Annotated in this window: 24 protein-coding genes; 9 read left to right on the forward strand and 15 right to left on the reverse strand. The window is 69.4% G+C overall.

Translation table 11 applies throughout. From position 1 onward, the window contains the following. Nucleotides 1-4 precede the first annotated feature (4 nt). A complete protein-coding gene (locus JO379_RS00210; RefSeq protein ID WP_307841828.1) occupies nucleotides 5-1,204 on the reverse strand; it encodes a serine hydrolase domain-containing protein in 1,200 nt (399 codons plus the stop codon). Nucleotides 1,205-1,696: 492 nt separating this feature from the next. Next, on the reverse strand, nucleotides 1,697-2,899 hold the full coding sequence (locus JO379_RS00215; RefSeq protein WP_209513191.1) for an MFS transporter: 1,203 nt from the start codon (nucleotides 2,897-2,899) through the stop codon (nucleotides 1,697-1,699). 141 nt (nucleotides 2,900-3,040) lie between these two features. Here JO379_RS00215 and JO379_RS00220 point away from each other — a divergent pair, with 141 nt between their 5' ends. Then, nucleotides 3,041-4,027 carry an ArsR/SmtB family transcription factor gene (locus JO379_RS00220; RefSeq protein WP_209513192.1) on the forward strand — a complete coding sequence of 329 codons (987 nt, stop codon included), beginning with the start codon at nucleotides 3,041-3,043 and terminating at the stop codon, nucleotides 4,025-4,027. A gap of 22 nt (nucleotides 4,028-4,049) precedes the next feature. Here the strand turns inward: JO379_RS00220 and JO379_RS00225 are convergent, their stop codons facing one another. Continuing rightward, nucleotides 4,050-4,841, reverse strand: coding sequence for an SDR family NAD(P)-dependent oxidoreductase (locus JO379_RS00225; RefSeq protein ID WP_209513193.1), 792 nt, complete (start codon nucleotides 4,839-4,841; stop codon nucleotides 4,050-4,052). Between the two features lie 142 nt (nucleotides 4,842-4,983). Here JO379_RS00225 and JO379_RS00230 point away from each other — a divergent pair, with 142 nt between their 5' ends. After that, complete coding sequence (locus JO379_RS00230; RefSeq protein ID WP_307841829.1) at nucleotides 4,984-5,748, forward strand: NUDIX hydrolase; 765 nt, start codon at nucleotides 4,984-4,986, stop codon at nucleotides 5,746-5,748. Between the two features lie 125 nt (nucleotides 5,749-5,873). Here the strand turns inward: JO379_RS00230 and JO379_RS00235 are convergent, their stop codons facing one another. Then, nucleotides 5,874-6,776 (reverse strand): nuclease-related domain-containing protein, encoded by a 903-nt coding sequence (locus tag JO379_RS00235; protein WP_209513194.1) that lies wholly within the window; start codon nucleotides 6,774-6,776, stop codon nucleotides 5,874-5,876. Nucleotides 6,777-7,064: 288 nt separating this feature from the next. Here JO379_RS00235 and JO379_RS00240 point away from each other — a divergent pair, with 288 nt between their 5' ends. Beyond that, nucleotides 7,065-7,325, forward strand: a complete 261-nt coding sequence (locus JO379_RS00240) for a hypothetical protein (RefSeq protein ID WP_209513195.1) — start codon at nucleotides 7,065-7,067, stop codon at nucleotides 7,323-7,325. On the opposite strand, the gene argG is transcribed toward JO379_RS00240, so the two are convergent. Further along, nucleotides 7,303-8,727 carry an argininosuccinate synthase gene (gene argG, locus JO379_RS00245; protein ID WP_209513196.1) on the reverse strand — a complete coding sequence of 475 codons (1,425 nt, stop codon included), beginning with the start codon at nucleotides 8,725-8,727 and terminating at the stop codon, nucleotides 7,303-7,305. The genes JO379_RS00240 and argG overlap by 23 nt on opposite strands. A 145-nt stretch (nucleotides 8,728-8,872) precedes the next feature. On the opposite strand from argG, the gene JO379_RS00250 reads away from it, so the two are divergent. Further along, on the forward strand, nucleotides 8,873-10,348 hold the full coding sequence (locus JO379_RS00250; RefSeq protein ID WP_307841830.1) for an NF041680 family putative transposase: 1,476 nt from the start codon (nucleotides 8,873-8,875) through the stop codon (nucleotides 10,346-10,348). A gap of 68 nt (nucleotides 10,349-10,416) precedes the next feature. Here the strand turns inward: JO379_RS00250 and JO379_RS00255 are convergent, their stop codons facing one another. Further along, nucleotides 10,417-10,635, reverse strand: coding sequence for a hypothetical protein (locus tag JO379_RS00255; protein ID WP_209519031.1), 219 nt, complete (start codon nucleotides 10,633-10,635; stop codon nucleotides 10,417-10,419). A 113-nt stretch (nucleotides 10,636-10,748) separates the two neighbouring features. Further along, nucleotides 10,749-11,297 carry a WYL domain-containing protein gene (locus JO379_RS00260; protein WP_209513198.1) on the reverse strand — a complete coding sequence of 183 codons (549 nt, stop codon included), beginning with the start codon at nucleotides 11,295-11,297 and terminating at the stop codon, nucleotides 10,749-10,751. 36 nt (nucleotides 11,298-11,333) lie between these two features. Here JO379_RS00260 and JO379_RS00265 point away from each other — a divergent pair, with 36 nt between their 5' ends. Further along, nucleotides 11,334-11,672, forward strand: a complete 339-nt coding sequence (locus JO379_RS00265; RefSeq protein WP_209513199.1) for a hypothetical protein — start codon at nucleotides 11,334-11,336, stop codon at nucleotides 11,670-11,672. A 243-nt stretch (nucleotides 11,673-11,915) separates the two neighbouring features. Here the strand turns inward: JO379_RS00265 and JO379_RS00270 are convergent, their stop codons facing one another. From JO379_RS00270 to JO379_RS00290, 5 genes are all read right to left on the reverse strand, one after another. Further along, complete coding sequence (locus JO379_RS00270; RefSeq protein ID WP_209513200.1) at nucleotides 11,916-12,320, reverse strand: hypothetical protein; 405 nt, start codon at nucleotides 12,318-12,320, stop codon at nucleotides 11,916-11,918. 95 nt (nucleotides 12,321-12,415) lie between these two features. Then, complete coding sequence (locus tag JO379_RS00275) at nucleotides 12,416-12,814, reverse strand: DUF2690 domain-containing protein (protein WP_209513201.1); 399 nt, start codon at nucleotides 12,812-12,814, stop codon at nucleotides 12,416-12,418. A gap of 20 nt (nucleotides 12,815-12,834) precedes the next feature. Then, nucleotides 12,835-13,152 (reverse strand): hypothetical protein, encoded by a 318-nt coding sequence (locus JO379_RS00280; protein WP_209513202.1) that lies wholly within the window; start codon nucleotides 13,150-13,152, stop codon nucleotides 12,835-12,837. A 14-nt stretch (nucleotides 13,153-13,166) separates the two neighbouring features. Beyond that, a complete protein-coding gene (locus JO379_RS00285; RefSeq protein ID WP_209513203.1) occupies nucleotides 13,167-13,481 on the reverse strand; it encodes an SH3 domain-containing protein in 315 nt (104 codons plus the stop codon). A gap of 27 nt (nucleotides 13,482-13,508) precedes the next feature. Then, nucleotides 13,509-14,111: a hypothetical protein gene (locus tag JO379_RS00290; RefSeq protein WP_209513204.1), complete on the reverse strand. Its 603-nt coding sequence runs from the start codon at nucleotides 14,109-14,111 to the stop codon at nucleotides 13,509-13,511. 314 nt (nucleotides 14,112-14,425) lie between these two features. On the opposite strand from JO379_RS00290, the gene JO379_RS33810 reads away from it, so the two are divergent. Next, on the forward strand, nucleotides 14,426-15,226 hold the full coding sequence (locus JO379_RS33810; RefSeq protein WP_209513205.1) for a helix-turn-helix domain-containing protein: 801 nt from the start codon (nucleotides 14,426-14,428) through the stop codon (nucleotides 15,224-15,226). Between the two features lie 79 nt (nucleotides 15,227-15,305). Here JO379_RS33810 and JO379_RS00300 read toward each other — a convergent pair whose 3' ends face one another. Then, nucleotides 15,306-16,292, reverse strand: a complete 987-nt coding sequence (locus tag JO379_RS00300) for an LLM class flavin-dependent oxidoreductase (RefSeq protein ID WP_209513206.1) — start codon at nucleotides 16,290-16,292, stop codon at nucleotides 15,306-15,308. Nucleotides 16,293-16,608: 316 nt separating this feature from the next. Between JO379_RS00300 and JO379_RS00305 the strand changes: the two genes are divergently transcribed. Beyond that, nucleotides 16,609-17,667: an alpha/beta hydrolase gene (locus JO379_RS00305; RefSeq protein ID WP_209513207.1), complete on the forward strand. Its 1,059-nt coding sequence runs from the start codon at nucleotides 16,609-16,611 to the stop codon at nucleotides 17,665-17,667. Nucleotides 17,668-17,867: 200 nt separating this feature from the next. Next, nucleotides 17,868-18,743 carry an NmrA family NAD(P)-binding protein gene (locus JO379_RS00310; RefSeq protein WP_209513208.1) on the forward strand — a complete coding sequence of 292 codons (876 nt, stop codon included), beginning with the start codon at nucleotides 17,868-17,870 and terminating at the stop codon, nucleotides 18,741-18,743. Between the two features lie 14 nt (nucleotides 18,744-18,757). Here JO379_RS00310 and JO379_RS33815 read toward each other — a convergent pair whose 3' ends face one another. After that, nucleotides 18,758-19,903, reverse strand: coding sequence for a methyltransferase (locus JO379_RS33815; RefSeq protein WP_307841831.1), 1,146 nt, complete (start codon nucleotides 19,901-19,903; stop codon nucleotides 18,758-18,760). 319 nt (nucleotides 19,904-20,222) lie between these two features. Here JO379_RS33815 and JO379_RS00320 point away from each other — a divergent pair, with 319 nt between their 5' ends. Continuing rightward, nucleotides 20,223-21,449: a serine hydrolase domain-containing protein gene (locus JO379_RS00320; RefSeq protein WP_209513209.1), complete on the forward strand. Its 1,227-nt coding sequence runs from the start codon at nucleotides 20,223-20,225 to the stop codon at nucleotides 21,447-21,449. A 199-nt stretch (nucleotides 21,450-21,648) separates the two neighbouring features. On the opposite strand, the gene JO379_RS00325 is transcribed toward JO379_RS00320, so the two are convergent. Beyond that, nucleotides 21,649-24,045, reverse strand: coding sequence for a M56 family metallopeptidase (locus tag JO379_RS00325; RefSeq protein WP_209513210.1), 2,397 nt, complete (start codon nucleotides 24,043-24,045; stop codon nucleotides 21,649-21,651). Nucleotides 24,046-24,163: the final 118 nt, after the last annotated feature.

Here is a 24,163-nt window from a genome sequence, read left to right on the forward strand (position 1 = left end):
CGGCTCAGCGGCACAGGGCCGTGTCCACGAGGCTCTCGACCCGCTTCATGGCCGTCTTGTCGGTCGGTTGGATGGTCACCGCGACGTTGACGGCGCGGCTCTTCGTGGCGCGGCTCCTGTCGGCGTGACGGTCGAGGGTGACGCCTCCCCGGGTCTCGTACCCTGTCGTGCTCCCGCCGTGGCCCCAGTAGACACCACCGCACGACAGCGGCGTGCTCACGAGCCCCAGGCCGTACTCGGCTCCGGAGCGGAAGGGAAAGCCGGCCGGGACGGTGGTGCGCATCTGGGCGAGTTGCGCGGGGGCCAGGAGATCACCGGTCAGGAGTGCGGTGAAGAACCGGTTGAGGTCGGAGTTGGTCGAGATCATCTGACCGGCCGCCCAGCCCCAGGAGGGATCCAGTTCCGTGGCGTCGCGCAGAGGTGCGCCTGCCGCATCCTGGTAGTAGCCCTTGGGGTGGGGTTCGCGGATGGTCACGTCACCGGGGGCGGGGAAGTAGGTGTGGCGCAGCCCGAGGCGTTTGATGATGCGGTGGTCCATCTCCTCGACGAGGGAATGCCGGGTGACCTTCTCGATGATCAGGCCCGCCAGCACGTAGTTGGTGTTGCTGTACTCCCATTTCTTCCCGGGCTCGGCGACGGCCTCGTGCTGGAGGGCGATGTCGAGGAGGTCGCGGGGTTCGTAGCGCCGGATGTCTTCGCCGAGGTACGTGACGTAATTGGGAAGTCCGCTGGTGTGCTGCAGGAGATGACGGACGGTGATGCGGCTTCCGTCGATGCCCTTCCCGCGTACGAGGCCCGGCAGATAGGTGTCGACCGGTTCGTCGAGACCGATTTTCCCCTCACCGACCAGTTGCAGAACGACCACCGCGGTGAACGTCTTGGTGTTGCTGCCGATCCGCACCTGACCGTCGTCGGGAACCTTGGAGCCGGTGGCCAGGTCGCCGACCCCGGCGGTGTAGGTACGGGTGCGGCCGTCACGGTCCTTGACGCTCGCCAGCGCGGCGGGCATGCCGTCGTTGCTCACCAGTGCGTTCAGACCCTGCTGAACGGGGTCCGGCCTGGCGGCGGCAAACGCCGCGGGTGGCGCCAGGGCGCCCATCGTCATGACGCCCACGGCCACCGCGGCCACGGCCGACGCGGCTCTGCGCGGACCACTCCGCTGCTGCCCGGAAGAACGAAACGTCTGCCTTGCCTGCTCACGCACGAGCCAACTCCTAGAGAAGCGACGGGAAACCAGCGGGTGTACAGGGCCCAGCTTGTCCGGAGGCGATCACCGGCGACGATCCTGCCACCCGCCCACTCCAGGTAGGGCTAACCCCCGATGCGCTCAGCCGATGGGGTCCGGGGCAGGGCGTAGGGCCGGCCCGAGCTCCGGTGAGCGCAGGCTGCAGGGGTAGGGGCGCGTTCGGCGCTTCCCGTGCGGCAGGACAGTTTCCTCCTGTTTATCGGAGCTTGGGGCCGGGTGTCGGGCAAAGATGAAGCCGCTGCTGGTGCCGTTGCCCTGTTGGGGCTTGGTGCAGCGTCGTTGGCTTCGCCGGAGGCACGCTGCCACTGATCGGGCTCAAGGCGGCGGGCTCGAATACCGCCGTCCGCCCGGGCGAGCACGGCGGCCGGCCGGCGGTCTTCACCGACGACATGCGCACACCGTGGTGCGGCGCCGGGCAGGCGCCAGACCCCTCCAGCGGGCCCTGCCCGGCTACTTGTCGCTTCGCGGCAGCTTCGGGAGAACAGGCCCGCTTCGGCCGTACAGCGCCACGAGGTGGTGGGCCAGGGCGACGGCGGCGAGGAACGCCACGAGCGCGCATACCCCTTGCCAGCCGGCCTGGCCGTGCACGCGTACCCCGACCCAGGAGCCTCCGCTGCCGCCCAGGTAAGCGCATGTCATGTAGGCGGTGTTGAGCCGGCTGCGGGCGTCGGGGCGCAGGGCGAACACCCGGGCTTGGTTGGCGACCATGCCGGACTGCATGGCGATGTCGAGTAGCAGCGTGCCGAGAACCAGGGCGGTCAGCCCCAGTACGCCGCCCCTGGCGCCCACCGTCAGGACTGCGGCCGCTACGAGGACCCCCAGCATGCAGGCCAGGTTCACCGGGTCAGGCCCCCTGCGGTCCACCAGCCGTCCGGCGGACGGCGTGCAGAGCATGGTCGCCGCGCCGACCAGGGCGAGCATGCCCACCGCTGGGGCGCCCAGACCGTAGGCCGGGTCGGTGAGGAGAAGTGCCACGCAGGTCCAGGTGGCCGAGAACCCGGCGAAGATCGTCGCTTGGTAGAGGCAGGAGCGACGCAGGTCCGGCTCGGTGCGGAGCAGGTGCAAGGGCTCCGTCAGGAGCGCCCGGTACGGTTGGCGCGAGGGCGGGGTGGTGACTGGCAGGGTGCACGCCAGGACGGTTGCGAGCAGCAGGACCAGGACCGCGGCCACCAGGTAGGGGGCGCGCCATCCCAGCCATTCGCCGAGCGTGCCGCTGAACGTGCGAGCCAGCAGCATGCCTCCGATCGATCCGCTCAGTAGGGTGCCCATGACCGCTCCGCGGCGGTTGGCGGCCACCAGCCCGGCCGCCAGCGGGGCAATGATCTGGGCGGCCACCGTGGTGATGCCGATGAGGGTGCTGATGGCGACGAGGATCGGCAGGGTGGGAGCGCAGCCCGCGGCCAGCAGACCGGCGCCGGTGAGGGCGAGCAAGGTGACGAGGAACGAGCGGTGAGGCAACCGGTCACCGAGCGGCACCAGCAGTAGGATCCCGGCTGTGTAACCGATCTGGGTCGCGGTCACCACCAGGGCGGCGGACTCGGGCGCCTCACCCAGTCCCGCCGCGACCAACGGGCTGATCGCTTGCGGGAAATAGATGTTGCCCACGCCTACGGCGCAGGTCAGAGCGAGGATCAGGACCAATCGGCGGCTCATCTGGGCCCACCGTCCCGGCCGCGACCGGTACTACGTACCGCTCCGTTGACGATCGCTTCGCAGTGTGCGTGAGCCGCGTGTCTCATGTGTGGAGTTCACGGCACCGGTGCTCCGCTGCCAATCGATGTAGCGTATGGCTTAATGATCAGCTTCGAGCTCGGCGTCGAGGACCTTGCGGACACGCGGTTCGCCCTCTCCCCCTTGCACGAAACGGTGCTCAGTCTGCGCGTGCTGCGCGAGCCGGGGCTGTCCGCGCTGCACCTTCCGTGGCGCAGGTCTGTTCTCGGCGGACTTGAAGCGCTCGATACCGACCTGCTGATGTCCTTGGTGGCGGTGAGACGTACCCTTCCCGACTTCCTGACCCCCCGGCCTGCGAGTTTCGCCCCGTCCTTCGAGGAGGAACTGGCATCCGTCCGCCAGACGTCCCCTGATCTCGTCCGCCGCGATCTCCTGGCCGCACACGCCCCCGACCCGCTCCCCCGCGCTCTGCTCGATGCCACCTCTGCCGACGACGCGCCCGTGGTCGGGCTCCGCGATGCCATCTGCGAACTCCTGGGGCAGTACTGGGAGTCCGCCATCAAGCCGATGTGGCCGCAGATGCGACTGCTGCTGGAGGCCGACATGACCTACCGCGCGCGGCAACTGGCCGTGGGGGGCGCCCGCCTGTTGTTCGCCGACATGCATCCGAATCTGCGATGGCACAACGGTGTGCTGCACATCGAGAAGATGATCGGCCGGCACCGTGTCGCGTCGTCCGGCCGGGGCCTGCTCCTCGTACCGTCCGTGTTCGCTCACAAGCCCGCGCCCCCGGTCAGTCCGGAGGAACCGCCGATGCTGGCGTATCCCAGCCGCGGGGTGGCGACGCTCTGGGGCCGGGCGCCCGTCGTTGACGCGCCTGCTCTCATTTCCCTTCTGGGTGCGCCGAAAGCGGGACTGCTCGGCCTCCTCGACGAGCCGCTGCCCACGGTCGAGATCGCCCGCCGCCTCAGGGTCACCTCAAGTGCCGTGTCCCAGCATCTGCGCGTGCTGTACGCCACGGGCCTCGTCACCCGGGCGCGCGACGGACGGCAGGTCCTGTATCGCCGCAGCTCCCTCGGCGATCAGCTGACCGGCCGGCAGTCGGCGTGACCCCACGGGGCCTGAAAGAGCGTCAGCGCTTGTGGCGCTGGCCCTTGGCGAGCTGTTCGGTGGTCCTGTCGCCGCCGACGCGACGTTGGACTGCGGCGGAGACGCTGGGCGCGGCGCCGCCGAACAGGGCGGCCAGGCGCAGACTCATCGGGGCCACGTCGACCTCGGCGAGGTTTCTCTCGATGGCGCGTATGGTCGCGCGCGCCACGTCCTGCGGCGAACGGGTGCCGACTCCGCGGGGCAGGGTCGCGCCGGAGTCGGCGAACATGCCCGCGTCCCTGATGAAGCCGGGGAAGACGGTCGAGACGCCGACGTTGTGGGGCCGCATGTCCTCGCGGAGCGCGAGGGCGAAGCCGCGCATTCCGAACTTGGTGGCGTTGTAGAGGGAGGCCTGCCCGGACGCGGCTTTGCCGGAGAGCGAGGAAACGAAGACCAGGTGACCGCGGCGGCGGGCGGCCATGCGCTCCCCGGCCAGCTTCGCCATCACGATGGGCGCGCGGAGGTTGACGTCGAGCGCGCGGTCGATCTCTCCTATGGAGAAGTCGGCCAGCAGACCTGCCGCCGGCAGCGCCGCGTTGGCCACGAGCACGTCGATCTCGCCTGCCGCCGCCAGCAGTTCCTCGATCGCGTCGCGGTCGGCCAGGTCAGCGGGGACGGCCCGGCCGCCCAGCCTCTCGGCCAACGGCTCGAGCAGGTCCGTACGGCGCCCGGTGAGCACCACGTCACTCCCGCGGGCGGCCAGGGCCGCCGCCAGCGCTTGCCCGATCCCGCCAGTGGCGCCCGTCACCAACACCTTCGCGTCGCGCAGATCCATGACGGGATGATCCCACCGTCGTCACCATCAGGCCAGGAGAGCCCGCGCCACTTTCGCCGGACGGATCCAGGTCACCGCACCGTGACGAACTCGTGCGTCGGACAGCCGACCGCTCGGCTCTCCGGTGTGCCAGCATGAACCGGTGACCGAGCCACCGCTGCGATCCTCCCGTGTTGATCTTTTCGAGGCTCACCGGATCCGCTTCGTGGAAGGGGCCGGGCCCCGGCTGTCGGCGGCAGACCAGCTGGCTATGAACCGCGTGTGGGACGAGGCGGTCCAGGCCAACTCGAGCCTCTTCGACGGGCCGGCGGTAGCGTGCACGGGACTGAATTGGGAGGAGCAGGCGGGCACCTTGGTCCTCTCCTGGGCGAGGTCGACGTATCGGTGTCGCGCCCTGCGCCGGGTTCCCGGCGCTCCCTCGGTGTCCTCCGTGTTCGTCTGCGTCCTGCAGGCGGCAGATGACGGACGTCTGCTGGTCGGGCGCATGTCGTCGTCGACAGCCGCTCCTGGCCGTTGGCAGCTGCCCGGCGGTTCCATGGAGCCGCCGCATCACGGGCAGCCGCTCGATGTGGCTGCGCTCCGCGACCATGCGGCTCGGGAGCTTCTCGAAGAGACGGGGGTCGACACGCCGCCCACGGACCTGACTCTGTGGCTGATCACGCGAGGAGAGCACGGGAACGTCGGTTTCGTGTTTCTCGCTCCGGGGCGACCGGCCGAGCTGCTGCACGAACGGTTCGCGGCTCTGGTGGCCTCGGAGACGGCGCTGGGACGCGACTCGGAACTCGACCGGATCGCCCTGATCCGCTCCGGGACCGAGTTGGCGGAACTCGGTGGGCCTCGAGTCGACTACCTCGATCCGGTTGTCCGCCGATACGTCGAGACAGCTTGCAGTCCGACCGGCTCTTGACACGTGCGCCTACAGCTATGGGCCTCCGCTGTCCGGGCGAATGCCTCCCGACGCAGCCGTTCCCAGTCGACGCGATCCCGGTTCGAGCGAGATTTCCGCAGCCTCGACGCAGGGCCCGACGCCCTTCAGGGCCGGGAAGAGTCGAGCCAGGCCCTGCGGTGTCGCGCCACCTCGTAGACGATGTCGACTTGCTCCGGCGTGAGCCTTCCGCTGAGAGGTCCGAGGGCGGCGACCTCCCTTACCCGGTACACCCGGACCTGGAGTTGTGTCGCCTCCTTGGGTAACTCCTTCACGCCTACGAACACGAGGACCGGCTCCACCTCTACCGGGAAGGGGCAGTAGCGTTCCAGGACACCGCGTGCGTATGCGGCCTCGGCCCTGCTCTTGGCCGGATAGGGGTGCGGTGGCCCGTGGTCGACCTTGACCATGTCGTCACCGACCCACACCGACTTGCCCTGGAAATTCTTGGTGTTGACGGTGAAGACTCCTCCTGGCCCGACGAGCAAGTGGTCGATGTCCCCACCGCGGGCGAGTTGAATCGAGTGGAGAACCTTCCAGCCTTGAGCCTTGAGGCGGTCGAGTTCAGCCCCTGCTATCTGCTCGCCGGCGAGCCCCTTGAACCACGAGTCCCACTCGGTCTTCCTGCGGAGGAACCTGTCCAGCATGCGTCGGACCCGGCTCGGCCCCTTCGACCGGAGCATCTCCCGTATCCCGGAGCCGGGCCGGTTGAGAGCCAGGTCGTCGGGTGACGTAAGAGGAGGCAGTTTCCGAGGGGTCGGCCGGTTCACTGGCTTTGGCCGTGCGCGCTTGGCCTCGGGCGGCCGCTTGGGGTCCGGGTCTGCAGGAGCGGGTAGGTCCGCAAGGCGCAGTTTCAAGAGCGCCAAAGCCTCCTGGCGGTGTTCCTCGACCAGTACCTTCACCTTGCCGCTTCGGCAGTCGGCCCACGCAACGGCAGTACCGTCGGGCAGGTTCACATACAGCCGGTCGTGTCCGAAATTACGCCATCGCGAGACCTTCAACTCAGCCATGCCGCCCCCTGACCCATCGCACCCCGAGACCATGGGAACAGTCGGATGGTGACGCCACAAGAGGACGTCCGCACTGGGCTCGGGCTCAGGTCCCCATCGCCGTTGGCGATCCGCCGCGCCGCGGTGGCCTTGGGCTCAGGGCCAGGAGGTCAGCGGCTGATTCTGCCAGCGTGCGGACTGCCGGGTGCCAGGGCCGGGCATGGGGTCCGGTCAGTACGAGACGGCGGGAGGTCCGGGGAGTCAGCGGTAGCAGGGTCAGGTCCGCAGACCGGCGGCCGGGACGCGCACGTGGAGGCCGGTATCACCCTGGGCACGAACAGCGCCGAGGAGAAGGCTGCCTTCATCGCCCGAGCCGGTGAGCTGCTGTCGGACCTTCTCGGATCGCTGTCCCGCGGCGGGGTCGCACTGCACGAACTGCACCCGGAGAGCTACGGATACCACGGGGTGACCCAGTTCTCCTACTACCGCCGGAGCACGGGCGTGCCCGCCGTCCCCGCCGCAGCATCCGGGTCCTTGCGCGGGCCTCTCAGTCCGTGCCCGACTCGATAGCCGCATGGTCGAGCGTGTCGGAAGCCGCTGCAGCGGCTTCCGCCTCTTCGCTGCCCGCGGCGATGGCCACCGCACCGCCCGGGGCGAGCTCGCCGATCAGACCGCTCCAGGGCCGGAGCTGACCGTGCTTGGCGTACTCCTCCAGCATCTTCCGCGTGTCGGCGATGTCCAGGTTCCGCATGGTCAGCTGCCCGATGCGGTCGTCCGGGACGAACGCCGGCTCATGGCTGCGCTCCATGGACAGCTTCTCGGGGTGGTAGCTGAGGTTCGGGCCCTGCGTGTCGATCACGGAGTAGTCCTGGCCACGGCGGAGCCGCACCGTGACACTGCCGCTGATGGGGTAGCCGACCCAGCGCTGCAGGCTGTCGCGGAGCATGAGCGCCTGCGGGTCGAACCAGCGGCCCTCGTACAGCAACCGCCCGAGCCGGCGCCCCTCGTTGTGGTACATCGCGACGGTGTCCTCGTTGTGGATGGCGTTGAGCAGCCGCTCGTAGCACACGTGCAGCAGCGCCATGCCGGGAGCTTCGTACACACCGCGGCTCTTGGCCTCGATGATGCGGTTCTCGATCTGGTCCGACATCCCGAGCCCGTGGCGGCCGCCGATGCGATTGGCCTCCCGTACCAGCTCCACCGCGTCGGCGAACTCGCGCCCGTTGATCCGTACGGGCCGTCCGTGCGCGAACTCCACCGTGACGTCCTCGGTCTCGATATCGACCTCGGGGTCCCAGAAGGCCACGCCCATGATCGGCTTCACGGTCTCGAGGGAGGTGTCGAGGTACTCCAGGAGCTTGGCCTCGTGCGTGGCGCCCCAGATGTTCGCGTCGGTGGAGTACGCCTTCTCCGCCGAGTCGCGGTAGGGCAGGTCGCGTTCCGCGAGCCAGGCGGACATCTCGTGCCGGCCGCCCAGTTCCGCCACGAACCCGCGGTCCAGCCAGGGCTTGTAGATGCGCAGATTGGGGTTGGCCAACAGGCCGTAGCGGTAGAACCGCTCGATGTCGTTGCCCTTGTAGGTGGACCCGTCGCCCCAGATGGAGGTGTCGTCCTCATGCATCGCCCGCACCAGAAGGGTGCCCACCACGGCACGGCCGAGCGGAGTGGTGTTGAAGTAGACCTGGGCGGCCGACCGGATGTGGAAGGCACCGCACACCAGCGCGGCCAGGCCCTCCTCGACCAGCGCGGCACGGCAGTCGATGAGCCGCGCCCGCTCCGCTCCGTAGGCGAGACCGCGCTCCGGTACCTCCGCGAGATCCGGCTCGTCGTACTGTCCGATGTCGGCGGTGTACGCGTACGGGAAGGCGCCGCGCTCACGCATCCAAGCCACCGCGACCGAGGTGTCCAGTCCCCCGGAGAACGCGATTCCGATCCGTTCGCCGACCGGCAGCTTGCTCAAGACCTTCGACATGCTTGCACCTTAGCTTGTCATTTAACGACCGGCATCGAACGCGGCTCGAACTTGATCGGTGTTTCCGCAGTTCAGCGGACACGTAGGCGGCCTTCGTCTGATCCTGTGCTCCGTCACAGAGTGGATCAGCGCGAAGGCCGTGGTCGTGAGTTTGGTGCGTCAGGGTGTCCTGCGGGATGCGTTCGCGGAAGTGTCACACTTCCGGTCGGAGCTGTACGCGTGTCTGACTGCGCGGGGCGACGCGTTGTTCGAGTTATGCGACGCGCTGCTGTGCACGGACGGGCCGGTGCGGACGCTGGTCGGCCTCGCGCTCGCGCCCGAACACCGCCGTGGGCACGGGGCTCTGTACGGCGGACTGAACCAGGGCCGGATCGACGTCGCCCGGCTGCGTCGTGCCCTGGCTGGGCTGCCGTTGCCGAGGGCGGCGGACGGCCGGCTCGTGCTGGCGGTGGATGTCTCGCCGTGGCTGCGACCGGATGCCAGCACGTCTGCTGACCGGGCCTTTTGCCACACCTTCGGCCGGGGCGAGGGCAAGCATCAGATGGTGCCCGGCTGGCCGTACTCGGTGGTGGCCGCGCTGGAGACCGGCCGCACGTCCTGGACGGCAGTGCTGGACGCGGTCCGCCTAGAGCCCGGCGCCGACGTCGCCGCGGTGACCACCGTGCAGATCCGAGAGGTCGTCGAGCGGCTGGTCGCCGCCGGCCAGTGGCGGCCGGGCGACCAGGAGGTCCTGGTCGTGCTGGACGCCGGATACGACGCCCCGCGCATCGCTCACCTGCTGGGTGACCTGCCCGTCGAGGTCCTCGGCCGGCTCCGTTCAGATCGCGTGATGCGGCGTCCGACACCCTCCCGCCATGAGTTCCACCTGGCCAACCCCAAGGGCGGCCGGCCGCCCAAGCACGGCGGCGAGTTCGTCTTCGGCGACCCCACCACCTGGGGTGTCGAGCAGGCCGTGACGGTCACGGACACCCGGCTCTACGGGCAAGCGACCGCGCAGGCGTGGGACCGTCTGCACCCGCGGCTGACCCGCCGGGCCGCGTGGCTCGACCACGACGGGCCGTTGCCCATCATCGAGGGCACCGTCATCCGGCTGGTCGTGGAGAAGCTGCCCAGCGGCGGGGTGAACAAGCCGGTCTGGCTGTGGTGGTCGCGCGCCGGCGCCACCGAAGCGGACGTCGACCGCTGCTGGCAGTCATTCCTCCGCCGCTTCGACATCGAGCACACATTCCGCCTCTTCAAGCAGACCCTCGGCTGGACCAGGCCCCGGCTTCGCAGCTCGGAAGCGGCCGACCGATGGACCTGGCTCGTGATCGCCGCCTATGCCCAGCTCCGGCTCGCCCGACCGCTGGCCACTGACCTCCGCAGACCCTGGGAGAAGCCGGCTCCGCCGAACAAACTGACACCCGCCCGCGTCCGCAGAGGGTTCAGAAACCTCCACACCAAGACCGGCTCTCCGGCCGGTGCACCGAAACCGTCCCGGCCCGGCCCAGGCAGGCCGCCGGGCTCGAAGAACCGCCGCCCAGCCACCCGCCATGACGTGGGCAGAGTCCTCGCCACCGGCGAGGCATTCAGCCGCCCCACCCACCACAAAGTCGGCACAAAACCGCGCCGAACTGGTTAAAAAACAAGCTTAGAAGTTGTTTTCGAACTGGCGGAGACGAGGCTCGTATGTCGTAGCTACCTTCGTTGTTATGGAATAACAAGACGAAGATCGGTTGCAGCTCTGTTTTTCACCGCAGCTGCCGCATGAACTGGGCTCATCACCGCAATCCCTGCAGCAGCAGGTGGCATCGGTGTCATGGGTTCGCCTTCGTCTGAGAACGCCCGGCTGTTGACCTTCTGCTGGAACCAGTTCCACTCAAGCGAGTCCGGCTCCAGCACAGCGCGCTTCTGGAGCACCGCACTCATGCGCCCCGCGACCCTGAGCACGGACTGCAGACCGGCTCCACCACGTCGTCCAGGTCCCAGAACCACGAGCCGCATTCCTTCGGCGCGCGCGTCAGCATACCCATCGAACTTCCTTATCGCTTGGCAGCTCCTTCGCCCTTGGCTTGGAGTTCCGCGGGCTCCATCACTGCCTGGCGCTTCGGGGCCGTCACCGTGGCCCCCGTGTCGCGAGGTCGCAGGCGAGTCACGTGAATTCCTCCTACCGGCAGACGAGTGAAGCTCGGCTCAGTAGCTGTGTCAGAACTGCCGAGGAGGCGGGCACGGAGCATGCCCGGGGCGTTGGTCCAGGCATCGGCCAGGTCGGTGGCCGGGTCCTGGCCGCCGGGCAGGTCGCGGGGGCTGAACGCGGGCGCCGGTGCGGTGCAGCTCGCTGATCCGGCCCAGGCGGTAGGTGCGCCGGCCCGCGCGGTCCAGGTCGCAGCGAGCAGGTACCAGCATCGCCCGGAGGTCACCACCTGCTTGGGTTCGGCGTGGCGGCGGGAGGTCTGGCCGTCGGCGGGCGTGTGGGTGAAGCGGGCCGTCTCGCTGGTCATGCACGCGGCGGCGAGGTCGGCGAGCAGGCCCGGATCGGCGGCCGGTCCGGTGTGGGTCATGACGGTGGCGGCCCGGGACAGGGCGGCCACCCGGCGCCGCAGGCGGCGGTGCGCAGGCCGAGCGCGATGGCGACGGCCTCGTCGTCGTCCAGGAGCAGCGGGGGCATCGCCGACCCGGCGACCAGCCGGTATCCGCCGGTGTTGCCCTGGAAGATCGCACCCGGTATCGGCCACTACGCCTACTTCACCCACCTCGACAGCACTCCCGAGAAGGGCTCGATCCACTTCGGTTCATCCAGCGTGATCGCCCCACCCATGCCCGGCCAACGACGTACAGGTGATGTTCGCCCCGTCGTCGTGCCGGACGTCCGCTTCGAGAACGAGGTGCGCACCCTGGCCGCGCACGGCTTCACCCTGCGATCCGTCGAAAGCCCCTGCGAGCCGTGCCTGCCGAGAACGTACTGAACAGCGTGGGCGGCCCAACTGCCCACCATGCGTGCCGGGCCCGCATGCCCGGTGGACGTACCGGCCCTGCGCGCAGGTCCCGACCTCGCCGGTGAACACAGCCGACCGCTGAGTCCGCACCAAGCGGACGTTTCCCCGCGTCGCCCCATAGCACCCATCGCACGCCTACAGCGGCCGCCCCGTGATGAGGGCGGTCGCCGTGGCGCGCGGCGGGTGTCGGTTCCGCCGGTGCTTCCGAGGGCTCTACCAGCGGTAGCTGTCGTACCCGTGGTACTGAGGCGTTCCCCCTGAACCCTTCTGCACCCAGACCTTCAGCGAGAGCACGCTGCCGCTCGAGGGCTCCGGATGGAGGACCTGCTCAGGGCTGCAACTGCCGAATCCGTCCGCGGTACGCAGCCTGAGCACCTGACCCGAGGGGCCCCGGACTTCGGCCATAGCCCGCCTTCCGTCCGGGGCGTCGTCACACACCTTCCACGCACTCGCGCCGTAACGGTCGAAGTAGAGGGTGGCCGATCCGTTGGTCGTGCTGAGGCACACCTCGAAACCGCACATCGCCGGAGTCCGGGCCGCCTGGGCCGGCGCGGCCGCGACGCCCAGAGCCAGGGCCGTGCCACACGCCGCCCCCACGAGGGTTCTGTGCAAGCGCATCAGGCGTCTCCTCTCAGGGCCTGACGTTCCAGGAAAACGTTCCGGACCAGGTTGGTGCCGCTGGTACCCACGGTCCGCGCGGTGCTGCATGCGCATCAGTACCCCTCCGTGCATGCCACGTTGCCTGAGCGGGTGGTGACGCAGGCCCATGCCTGTGTGTTCCTGTCGTTGACCGATCCGGTCTTGGCGGTGGTGCTGCCACGGGCGACGGTCGCGGTCTTTGAGGCACCGAGGCGGTTCTTGACCTCGACCTGGTCTCCGGAAGAGGCGTGCCTGACCCGGCCCCATGCGGTGCGGCACGACGGGCTGTAGAGCAGTTCGACGAGCGGACCCGCCATGCCGCTGCTGCGGACCACCCGGGCGTCGCCGGGGGTGCACGCGTTGGCCGTCGGGGCGGGTGCCGCCACGGCGGTGGTGACAGTGGCGGGGAGCAGGCCGAGTGTGATGCCTGCCGCTGTGGCGAGCGCGGTGGCGACGGTGTTACGCAGATGCACGGAAACTCCTTCTGGTAGATCTAGCAGCGGGGTATCGAGCCGCTTGCGTCCTGGTACACGTACTCGCCGTAGACGAAGCCGGTCTTGCCGCTGCGGTGGTGGTGGACCTTGACCCACGGCAGGCCGCCCACGGTCGTGTCGCACTTCATCGTCACGGCGTCCCCGAAGTAGCCGAGCGCCAGCACCCGGCAGGCCGAACCGGTGCCCGCACAGGACCGGATGCGTGCGCCGTCCACGCTGATCCTTCCGGCGACGGACGCCGCCGCGGGTGCGGCGCCGACCGCGAGTGTGGTGGCCGCGACCAGTCCGGCCAGCACACCTCGTACCGTTCCTCGCATCACGTACTCCTCGCTCAGCAGATGGGGATGGTGCCGGGGCCCGACCTGCGGACATAACCGCCGTTGACGTAGCCGGACTTGCCGCTGCGCGCATGCCGGACGTGGAACCAGGGGTCACCAGGAGTACCGTCGAGGCAGTGGAGGGTGACCTTGTCGCCCCGGTTCGCGGTGGCCAGGACCCGGCAGTCGCCGCCGGTGGAGGGGCACGAGCGGATACGTACACCGTCACCGGTGATGACGCCGGGCGCGGAGGCGTGGGCCGGGCCCGCCGCCATGAGTCCGGCGGCGACCACGGCGACCACGGTCAGCGCCTTGCGGGTCTTTTTCATGACATGCCCCTTCGACTGCGGAACGGGTCAGAAGTACGTGACGTCCCAGTGGTTGCCCTCGTTGACGTACCAGTTGCCGCCACCGGAGATGTACCGCGGGTGGCCGTCGACCGAGCCGTAGCGCCGGTAGTGGGTCGTGACGTAGTCGGTGACGCAGGTGCCGCCGTCCCCTGCCTTCGTGGAAACGTCCAGCTTGTAGCCGTTCCAGTGACTCTTGTACTTGGTGTGGTTGTCCGGGTCAGACACGTTGCGCGGAGCGTGACCCCACTCGGTGCCGCCGGTGATCTGGATCTTGCATCCGCTCTTCTGGGCAAAGATCCTCATGCCGTCGACAGTCTTCTTGTTGACCTTTTCCAGGGAGGTGCAGTTGGTGACTCCCTTGGCCCGGGTCGTGCAGTTGCCCGTGGACCTCGGCTTGGGGAACTTGGAGGCCAGTCCCCCTTCCCGGAGCCGGGCGAGAGCCGCGGAGTGCGTGGCGAACTTCTCGGGCAGCGCCGCGACAGCGCCGGCGCCGGCGGAGGCGTTCACGGTGGTGCTGTTCGCGGCAGCCGTCGCGGTTGCCGACGCTTCGAATGCCGCGCCGGCGGCCAGAAGGGCGCCGACCAACGCGACCAGAGCGGACTTCCTCATCCTGCTTCCTCGATTCCTTGTCGGGCGAGCCGTTCGTTCCGTGAGCCGCCGCCTCCACGGCATGCGTTGGGTCGGCATGCCGCTGCGGCAGGTCGTGCCGACCATCGGCACCCTGCCCGAGCGCATGAAGTCCCCTTCGGCTCGATCTGTCCTACAGAGGGCTCGTGCGTGGGTCCACACTGAGGCCGGGGGCGGGTTGCCGTCTTGTACGAATGCGAAGTACAGGGAGGCAGATCATGGGGAGACGTGTGCAGCCGGGAGGAACGGTCGAGCTGGCCCTGAGGCCCGCGCCTGATTGGCTGAGGGCCCACGTGGTGAGCTACGCCGGGTACCGCCTGCACGGCGCACCTCCGCGGCGCAAGCTGTTCATCCCGGCGACGACCGTAAGCCTGCTGCTGTCCTGGGGTGACCCCATGCGGGTCGTCGCCAGCGGGAACGACGGTCTGGCGGGTACGCGTTGGGAGATGGCCCTGGTCGGCCTCCACACCACGGCCGTCACCACCGAGGTCGGTGGTACGGCTCAGGGGGTACAGCTCGAGCTGACGCCGCTGGGCGCATACGCAATGTTCGGCCTGCCGATGCGGCACCTGGCGGACATGATGGTGGATCCAGCCGCCGTGCTGGGCAGACCCTGGGTGGACCGACTCGTCGGCCGCCTGACCCAGACCTCGGACTGGGCCAGACGCTGGAAGGTGCTCGACGAGGCGGTCGCCGGACGGCTGGCCATGGGTCCGCAGCCCTCACCGGTCGTCACGGAAGCGTGGCAACGGCTGAGCGCTTCGGGCGGAACGATGACGATAGGTGACCTCGCCACGCTCACCGGTCGCTGCCGACGCCGGCTGGAGGCGCTGTTTCGTGAACAGATCGGGCTGCCGCCGAAACGGCTGGCGCGGATCCTGCGCTTCCAAAGAGTCATCACCATCCCGCACGCTCCCGACAGGAACTGGGCGGAGCTGGCCGCGCTGTGTGGCTACCATGACCAATCGCACCTGTCCCGCGAGTTCCGTGCACTCACCGGCCTGACGGCAAATCAGTTCCGTCGGCTCGCCAACACGCCCGGCGACACCACCGCCGTGCCTGTCTACGGACGGATCGTGACCGTCCGACCGCATTGACCCACGTGTGGGACCGGGTGCGGGCGCCGAGGCGGGCTCCCCCGGGACCCGGCCCGCTCGCGGCGATCCGCCCTTGCCCCTACCGGGTTGCCCTGGCGTCGATGTACTGCTTGATGAGTTCGTACGAGCGTATGCGGTCGCGGAGGTCGTAGACGGGGGTCGTCAGCATGAGTTCGTCTGCTCCGGTCTCACGGACCAGTTGCGTGAGCCGGTGCACGACGGCCTCGGGTGTCCCGACGGCCTGCTGCGCACGGAAGCCGTCCAGCGCCTGTCGCTCTTCCGCTGTGAAGAGGTGGGCGGCCGCGGCCTCCGGCGTGGGGAAGGGGATCTCGCTCCGGCCCTTGAGGAGTCCGGCTTTGACGACTTCCATCGGTCCGAGGCGCCGCGCGGCCTCTTCTTCCGTCTCGGCGCACACCGCCTCCACGCACACCAGCACCCGAGGTCGCTCGCACCAACGGGACGGGGTGAACTCCGCTCGGTAACGTTCCAGGGCCGCGAGGGTGTTCTGCGGCCGGATGTGGTGGGCGATGGCGATGGGCAGGCCGAGCTCGGCGGCCAGAGCGGCACCCGCGGTGCTGGATGCCAGCAGCCACGGCTCCGGAAGCGGGCCGAGTGCGACCTCGTCGACCAGAAGGGACAAGATCGCGGCTACGTCGCCTCGGTACTCCTCATCCGTCGCCGGTCCGGCTCCGCGGCGCAGCGCCCGAGCGGTGACCTCGTCGAAGGTTCCAGGGCCACGGCCGATTCCCAGGTCGATGCGGTCCTGGTGCAAGGCGGCCAGTGTTCCGAACTGCTCCGCCAGCGTGATGGGTGCGTGGTTGGGGGCCAGCACTCCGCCCGAACCGAGGCGGATGGATGAGGTCGAGGCGGCGGCGTGTGCGGTCAACACGACTGGCGGGAACGCGCCGATTGCGGGCGAGTGGTGATGCTCGGCGTACCAGATCCGGTGGTAGCCCAGCCGCTCCAGTCCCTGTGCGAAGGCCGCGGTGTCGCGCAGCGTGTCCACGGCTCGGGCGCCCGTTTGGACCAGCGCGACTTCCAAGGCTGACAGAGGTGTATTGATCATGTCGTCAGCATAGGGATCACGCCATCGGCCAGGATCTGTCCGACGCATCACATCCACCGCCGGTGAGGCCTACGCGTCGGATCCCGCTGCGTCTCGGGGAAGGGCTGCCGGCCGGCGTTCACCCAGTGCCGCTGCGCGCTCTCCGATCCGTGACAGCGGACCGGCGGCAGCCGGGCCCCGTCCCCGGGGATCGGCGGTGTGATTGGCTACGCCGTATGGGTCTCAGGCGAATATTCTCCGAGTGCACGTGTGTACAGCCGAGTTGTTCCGGCAAGCGTGCCGGACGGTATCCCGCTGTCCGGCCGGAGAGCGGGTCATGAGTGTCCGCCGTGCGCCGGCGGAGTCGACGTCGGAGTCCGGCCGTTTCCCGGCACCGAAGGCAGTACCCCCCTTCGACCCCGAACTGGGCGCCGTACTGGAGGCCTTGAGCGAGGAGTCGAGGGAGCCGGTCACACCGGAGAACCTTGCGGCCCGTCAGGAGCGGGACGCCGCGTCCCGGCCCAGGCCGACGGCCGGGGATCTGTGCGCCGACGGCCGTTTCGAGGTGACGGAGCTTTGTGTGCCGGGGCCCCCGGGCGGGCCGGACGTCACGCTCGTGAGCGCGCGGCCGTCCGGGCTCGCAGGCCCGCTGCCTCTGCTGTACTACATGCACGGCGGCGCGATGATCATGGGTAACGCATGGTCCGTGCTTCCGCGGATTCTGCGCGAGTGGGCCCTCCCGCTGGGGATGGCCGTCATCTCGGTCGAATACCGGTTGGCGCCGCGGACGCGGTACCCGGGACCGCTGGAGGACTGCTACGCCGGACTCGTCTGGGCGGCCGAACACGCGGCCGAACTCGACATCGACGCGGACCGCATCGTCATCGGAGGGAAGAGCGCCGGCGGCGGTCTCGCCGCGGCCCTCGCCCTGCTGACCCGTGACCGCGGCGGCCCCGAGCCACTGGGGCAGCTGCTGCTGTGCCCGATGCTCGACGATCGCGACAGCACCTTCTCCGCCCATCAGATGTCGGGCGTCGGCGTGTGGGACCGGATCTCCCACGCGACCGTGTGGAAGGCACTGCTGGGTGACCGCTACGGTGCTGCGGACCTGCCGCCCTACGCGGCCCCCTCCCGCGCCACGGACCTTTCCGGACTCCCTGCGGCCTACATCGACGTGGGGTCGGCCGAGATGTTCCGGGACGAGGACGTGGCCTACGCGAACGCGATCTGGCAGGCCGGCGGCCAGGCCGAACTGCATGTATGGCCCGGTGCCTACCACGGCTTCGACGGCATGGCCCCGCAGGCGGCCCTCAGCCACGACGCACGCAACGCCCGTACCCGCTGGCTCCGGCGCCTCCTCGCGCAGTCCGGCGCGAGGAGGCGCCCTGCCGGATGAACGGGCCCTTGATTTCCACAGGGTTCACCGTGCGCCGCGCGGCCGGTGCCTGGCAGCTGAAGGTCCGGTTCCGACACGGGACATGAGCCGCGGCGGAAATGGCTGGTTCGCGGTGTGGGCCTGTCTCCTGAGGCGACTGCGGCCACACGGAGCCCTAGAGTGCGTGGAACGCCAGCGACGTGCACGAAAGGGATATACCGATGACCATCGTGGTCACCACACCGACCGGACACGTGGGATCGCGCGTGGTGCGGCTGCTGCTCCAGGCCGGCGTCCGTCCCCGCGTTCTGGTCCGTGACCCGGCCCGCCTGGACGAGGCGACCCGCGCGCGGGTCGATGTGCGCCGGGGTGACCTGACGGACGCGGAGTTCGTCCGCGAGGCGGTGGCGGGAGTGCGGACGGTCTTTTGGGTCGATCCCACTCCCCACACGACGGCAGACCCGATCGAAGCCTCACTGCGGACCGCGGCACCGCTGGTCGAGGCCGCCCGTGTGGGTGATGTGGGGCGGGTGGTGCTGTTGAGCAGTGTCGGGGCGGAGAAGCGACACGGGGTCGGGCATATCGACGCCCTGGCCGGGATCGAGGAACAACTCGATGCCACCGGAGCGGATGTGCTGCATCTGCGGTGCGCGTACTTCTTCACCAACCTGCTGCTCGACCTCGAAGGACTCTCCCAGGGCATCCTGACCACGGCGTTCGACCCCGACCACCCGATGCCGTGGGTCGATCCGCGCGACATCGGCGACGTGGTCGCGGCCCGGCTGCTGAGCGATGCCTGGCGGGGCCGGGTCGTGCAGGCCGTCCACGGGCCGGAGGACCTCACCTTCCATCAGGTCGCGCGGATCCTCACCGAGGCGCTCGGGCGCCCGGTCCGGCTCAACCCCGTCAGCGACGACGCGACGCGGGACGCGCTGCGCGCGGCCGGGCTGCCCGCAGCGGCGGTGGAGGGCATCGTCGGGATGACCACCGGGTCGCGCGACCTGGTGCCCGAGCAGTCCCGTGACCTGCTCACCACCACCCCCACCCCGCTCAGCGGGTGGGCTCATGCCCAACTGCGTCCGCTGCTGGAAGGCTGAAGAACGCCGGCACTTTACGGGCGGTTGGCAAGAAGGACGGTGAAGGTGTTGTCCTCCGTCAGCAGGCCGGTCCCCTCGTCGCAGTGCTCGGTCAGCAGCCGCAGCGCCTTCCGTTCGAAGGCCTGCCACTGGTCCCCGAAGGCGGCCCGAGAGGCGAACGACGTCGAGGAGAGGCAGCCGATGACCTGGCGGGGCGTCCACTCCCGCTGCTCCTCGAAGCGGTACTCCCGCACATCGCCGAAGACCGATTCGGCAAGGACGTCGGCGTAGGGACGGCCCTGTGTGTCGCAGATATCGCCGGGGCCGGTGCACCGGTCGTCCCCGAGGAACGACTGGATCAGCAGCCGCAGCGCCTTGGCCCAGCCATGGTCGAGGGTCCACGGGCTTCTGTCGCCCATGACCGCGACCGTGGCCTGCGGAGTGGTCCAGGCGTCCAGCTGCCGCAGGACGGTGTCCCGGCCGACCCGGTGGAAGGCCCTGCAGATCGTCACCAGATCCGCGCGCCAGGTCCCGGACGGCGGGATGAAGTCTTCGGCCTTCACCTGGTGCAGGCGCACGGACTGCCCTGGTCCCCGCAGATACGGCAGGAGGCGCTCGGTCTCGGCGACCATGCCGGCATCGGGCTCGACCATGTCGGCCTGCGCGAACACCGCGTGCAGCGCCAGCGGCACCTGACCGGTACCGGAGCCGAGATCCAGCAGGACCGGCTCGGCCACGTCGGCGACCGAGCGGGCCAGCAGAGCGGCGGCCGGGGCCGGCGGCCCGGAGCGGTAGCGGCGGTAGAGGGCAGCGGTCCCTGCGAACGGTGACGGCGCAGGGGCAGGCGCCTGGACGGACTGGGGCCTTTCTCCGAGATCGCGTTCGGCGATGCGCGCCAGATGCCGGGCGAACACCTCGGCGGCATCGGGGGTGAGCCGGTTGAGGGCGACCATGCCGGTGGTGATCACATCGCACACTTCCGCCCGCACGTCGTCCCAGGTGTGGGAGAACCCCTTGCGCGGATTCTGCCCCAACGCGCCGATCACCGCCTCGGCGACCTCACCGGCCTCCTCGCTGATCTTCAGGGTCTGGAGAATCCGCCGCTGTTCGACCGGCAGCGTGCTGTGGTCGTCCAGCCGCTCGGTCAGGCGCCTGACCAACTCCCACGCGTCTTCCGTCACAAGGGTCCTTCGATGCTCCGGTGGTGGTCGGAAAGCTCCAGGAGCGCCTTGGAACAGAACGCGCTTGCGGGCCGCGTAGGTCGAGCCCCGCACCGCACCCCCGGCCTGCCGAGCGTAGCGAGGAGCACGCCTGCACGTTCGAGGATTCGGCACCATCAACCCGCTAAGGGCCGGCGTCGCTGCGGACACCTGCACCACGGAGGAACGGGCCCCAGCACCCATATACGATCTTGGTCCCATACAGGTGAGGAAACCGGGACTCTCTGCGAGTCACCGGGGGACAGAGGTATTTATGGTGACAACCAGGCTCACGCGTTCGGTGACCACGCTCGCAACCACTGTGGTGCTGGTGGCCGGCGGCGCGGTGAGCGCGTCCGCCCAGCAGGCCCCTGTCACGTCGGACGATTCCGCGGTGCGGGCCGCGCTGCAACGCGTCGTGGACTCGGGCGCACCGGGCGCGTTCGCGGTGATCCGCGACCACGGCAACCCCGGGCTCGACCGGTCGCTGGCCATCGGCAAGGCCGATCTGGACGGCACGCCCATGAACACCGACTGGCGGTTCAGAGTCGGCAGCAACAGCAAGATGTTCGCCTCCGTCCTCGTGATGCGCCTCGCCGAACAGGGCCGCATCGACCTGGACAAGCCGCTGCGCGACTATCTGCCGGAGGGGACTCTCCCGCAGAGCTGGCCCATCACCGCGCGCCAGGTGATGGAACACCGCGCCGGGGTGTACGACCACACCAACAACCTCCTCGAGCAGAGCGGTGAAGAAACCACCGACGCCTTCGAAAAGCGCATCCGCAACAACGTATACGAGCCCAAGGACCTCGTGGCCATGTCGGTCAAGCGCGGTCCGCAGTACGCCCCGGGTGGCGCGTATGCCTACTCGAACACGGGCTACGTGCTACTGGGCATGGCCGTCGAACACCTCACCGGGCGTCCCTACTCCGAGCTGCTGCGCGAGCAGATCTTCGAGCCGCTGAAGCTGCGACAGACTTCGTTCACCGTGCCGGAGAAGGGCATCGCCGGCCCGCGCATCACCGGTTACTTGACCAATGACGACCGCAGCAAGCCGCTGCTGGACTCGACCGAGCAGACTGCGTCCTGGATCTGGAGCGCGGGAGGCGTCGTCTCCTCCGCCTCCGACCTCGACCGCTTTCTGACCGCTCTGCTCGCCGGCAGCTCCGGAGGGCTGGTGTCCGACGACTCACTGCGGCAGATGGCGAGCGTGCTTCCCACCAACACGGCAAAGATCAGCTACGGACTGGGCCTGCGGGAGATCACCCTCTCCTGCGGCAAGGTCCTCGGCCACGGCGGAATCGTCCAGGGCTACCAGACGCAGACCTTCGCCACCCCCGACGGCAAGCGCACCGTCGTGCTCTTCGCCAACGCCTCCAACAACGGTGCCGTCACCCAGAGCCTGACGAACACCCTTGAGCCCGCGTTCTGCAGCAAGTCCACCACGGCGCCCGCGCCGCGCCGCTCCCTCAAGGGGAACAAGAGCAGCAGCCCCTTCGTCCCCGCAGTGGAGGACACGCGCATCTGACCAGCGTGCACACCACGGAGCCTTGAGCCCAGCACTCAAGGTCGAGAGCCGAGAGCCGAACGCGCAGGCTGAGGCAACTCGCTCCGTCCGCCGGGCCGTCACCCTCACGGGGACGGCCCGGCGATCGCGGCATCCGTTGACATCGGCGGCGCCCACGCGCCCGGGCATGGTCCCCTCCCGTGAGGGCCAGGAGGCGGCATCAGCCTCTGAGCCAGGTCTTCCAGACGTCGTGGTCTCCGGGAAGCGCGAGGGCCACTGCTGCGACGTCGGCTGCGACGAGGACGATGAGGGCCGTAGCCAGGAGCCACGTACGGGTCCGGTCGTGTTTCCGGCGCCCGCTCGCGGTGCGCGTGCCGTGCTGTGTGGCCGTCCGGCTTTGTGCGAGCGCTCTTGTGCCGACTCCCAGCAAGGTCGCGGGAATTACGGCCGCCAACCCGCGCAGGGCGATGGTCCGCAGGTCCTCCGCGAGGACCTCCGGAACGAACGGGACGGAACACTGGCGGACAGATGCGCCGAAGAGGCGCGTGCAGCCGGCCATCGCGAAGGCGAACGCGCGGCCGAGATCCGCTGCCAGCGCGGTCAGTGCTGTGCCGAGCAGGACGAGCGCGGGCCGGTGCCTTGGGACAGTGGCGGAGATCGACATGGCCACAGCGCCCTGGGCGACGCAGGCGAGGGCGATGTAGGTGTGCCAGTAGACGCCCGGGAACCCCATGTCCTGCTGCGTTCCGGGATAGTGCAGAACAGCGGGTGGCAGTGCGGCCCGCGCGAGAAACGGCAACGCCACGGCCGTGACGATCACTGATGCCCCTCCGGCCAGGCCCAGGAGCAGCGCCGTCCTGATCTGTGGCCGGACGTCCGCGTGGGTGCCGCTTGCCTTGCCCACGACCAGGAGCAAGGCGAGCGGTACGAGCCAGAGCAGCATCAGACCCACCAGGGCGAACGGGAGCCGCCCTTGCACGGTGAGCGGCTGCCATGTGAAGCCTGTCCACCGGCTGAGTGCCGTGTACCAGCCGATCGAGGAGCCGATGTCCGGGGCGTCCCCCAGCAGGGGCTGAAACCCGTTGCTCCGTCCGGTGCGCCGGACGGAGTACCAGACGGCGAACCACGGGGCGAAGGAGACGACGGACGTGGCCACCACCGCGTACAGGGCCCTGCGGCCACGGGCCCGGGGAAGCAGACCGCGCGCCACGGAGACGAGCCAGACCGTGGCACACACGGCACCGGCCAGCAGCACCGGCCCCGCCCTCAGCAGCCACCCGAAGCCCTGCCCCTCGAGTGTGGTGGCAGGCAGCTCGGTTCCGTCCGTGAGCAGAGGGAGGCTGGCTCCGGCGAGGTATCCCCCGACGAGCCCGGCGGGAAGCGCCAGCCATGCGGCCCTGGGAGGCCGAGGTTCCAGATCGGACGCCGCGACGGTGCGCCACACGGCTGCGGCGAGCACTCCCGTGAGTGCGGCGCCGATGGCACAGCCGACCGTCAGATCACCCATGCGGGTGTTGAGTTTGCCCCAGAGCAGGCGGAACAGCGTGTCCACCAGGTCGTCGGCACTGGCGGTGAAGACGCCTGCCACGACTCCGGCGCCCAGCAGCTCCCACACCGTCGGGCGGGTGAGCAGGGCCGGTTCGCGCAGGACGCGCTGCCGCTTCTCGGGCGTCGGCCAGTACCCCAGTCGGCGTGTGAGCCGGCCAAGGGCGACGCGTGCGGAACCGTGGCCTTGGCCTGCCGTGGCGGGGTCCAGCAGGGCGCGGGGGATCGCCGCCGCACCCTCGTACCCGCGCTGCGCCGCAGCCGTGGCATCGGCGTGCAACTCGCGAGCCCGCAGGACCGAGTTCCGGATGAGGTGGACGAGCACGGTGAGGGCGGCCATCAGCCCCACGGCATGCGGGACGTCCACCAGGTACCGCACGGCGCCGGGAGGGATCACGGGTGGCCCGCCGGACCATGCGCTGTGCAGGGTCAGTACTCCGAAGGGCATCACCGCGACGGTCAGGAAGGCCCACCAGATTCCGAAGGCCAGATAGGTCTTGTCCACGTCGCGGTTGCGCAGGTGTGCCAGCTCATGCGCGATCACGGCGCGGAACACGTCGCGATCGGTGCGAAAACACCTCACCAGCGGGGCGTCGATGATGACGCGCCGCCGCCAGGGCATCCCGAAGGCGAGCCCATTGGACGAACGTGCCAGGGCGTCCAGCATCCAGACGGGCGGGGGGTGCACGCCGACCGTGCGGCACTGCTGGTCGAGGTACTCCGCGATCTCCCGCCCGTCGGGGTCGTCCTTCGACGGAAATCGCGACAGCGGGCGCGAACGCAGGCTCGGCAGTGCTGGGAATCTCTCGCACCTGCTGCGGGTCACCCACCAGGGGTGGGAAAGGTAGCAGGCCAACGACACGCCGCACAGCAGCAAGAAGCCGATGCCGACCCACTGCGCTTGGTGGACGAAAGCGGGCTGCTGACAGGCCGACATCAGGCGCCGCGCTTCCTCGAAGGCATGGCTGCTCTGCTGCGGGAACCCGATCCGAGGGTCCTGGAAGCACCGGCTGAACGTGCCGAAGAAGAAGTCCGCGTTCTGTGGGACGAGGAAGTATGTCTGAAGGAACACATACAGCCCGCCCGCACCCACTGCCGCGATCAGGAGGACGAGCCGGCTGGTGGTACCACCGGGAAGGCCTGGTGATGCGCGGTGTCCGTTACGCCGCCCGGTGAAAGCTTCCCTGATC

Origin of the sequence: Streptomyces syringium (genome assembly GCF_017876625.1) — a bacterium.
Classification (GTDB): domain Bacteria; phylum Actinomycetota; class Actinomycetes; order Streptomycetales; family Streptomycetaceae; genus Streptomyces; species Streptomyces syringius.

Coding starts and splice junctions, on each gene's coding strand:
- JO379_RS00215 (WP_209513191.1), bottom strand. CDS start 2,899: ATGAGCCGCCGATTGGTCCTGATCCTCGCTCTGACCTGCGCCGTAGGC.
- JO379_RS00220 (WP_209513192.1), top strand. CDS start 3,041: ATGATCAGCTTCGAGCTCGGCGTCGAGGACCTTGCGGACACGCGGTTC.
- JO379_RS00225 (WP_209513193.1), bottom strand. CDS start 4,841: ATGGATCTGCGCGACGCGAAGGTGTTGGTGACGGGCGCCACTGGCGGG.
- JO379_RS00235 (WP_209513194.1), bottom strand. CDS start 6,776: ATGGCTGAGTTGAAGGTCTCGCGATGGCGTAATTTCGGACACGACCGG.
- argG (WP_209513196.1), bottom strand. CDS start 8,727: ATGTCGAAGGTCTTGAGCAAGCTGCCGGTCGGCGAACGGATCGGAATC.
- JO379_RS00255 (WP_209519031.1), bottom strand. CDS start 10,635: ATGAGTGCGGTGCTCCAGAAGCGCGCTGTGCTGGAGCCGGACTCGCTT.
- JO379_RS00265 (WP_209513199.1), top strand. CDS start 11,334: ATGGCGACGGCCTCGTCGTCGTCCAGGAGCAGCGGGGGCATCGCCGAC.
- JO379_RS00270 (WP_209513200.1), bottom strand. CDS start 12,320: ATGCGCTTGCACAGAACCCTCGTGGGGGCGGCGTGTGGCACGGCCCTG.
- JO379_RS00280 (WP_209513202.1), bottom strand. CDS start 13,152: ATGCGAGGAACGGTACGAGGTGTGCTGGCCGGACTGGTCGCGGCCACC.
- JO379_RS00285 (WP_209513203.1), bottom strand. CDS start 13,481: ATGAAAAAGACCCGCAAGGCGCTGACCGTGGTCGCCGTGGTCGCCGCC.
- JO379_RS00290 (WP_209513204.1), bottom strand. CDS start 14,111: ATGAGGAAGTCCGCTCTGGTCGCGTTGGTCGGCGCCCTTCTGGCCGCC.
- JO379_RS00300 (WP_209513206.1), bottom strand. CDS start 16,292: ATGATCAATACACCTCTGTCAGCCTTGGAAGTCGCGCTGGTCCAAACG.
- JO379_RS00305 (WP_209513207.1), top strand. CDS start 16,609: ATGAGTGTCCGCCGTGCGCCGGCGGAGTCGACGTCGGAGTCCGGCCGT.
- JO379_RS00310 (WP_209513208.1), top strand. CDS start 17,868: ATGACCATCGTGGTCACCACACCGACCGGACACGTGGGATCGCGCGTG.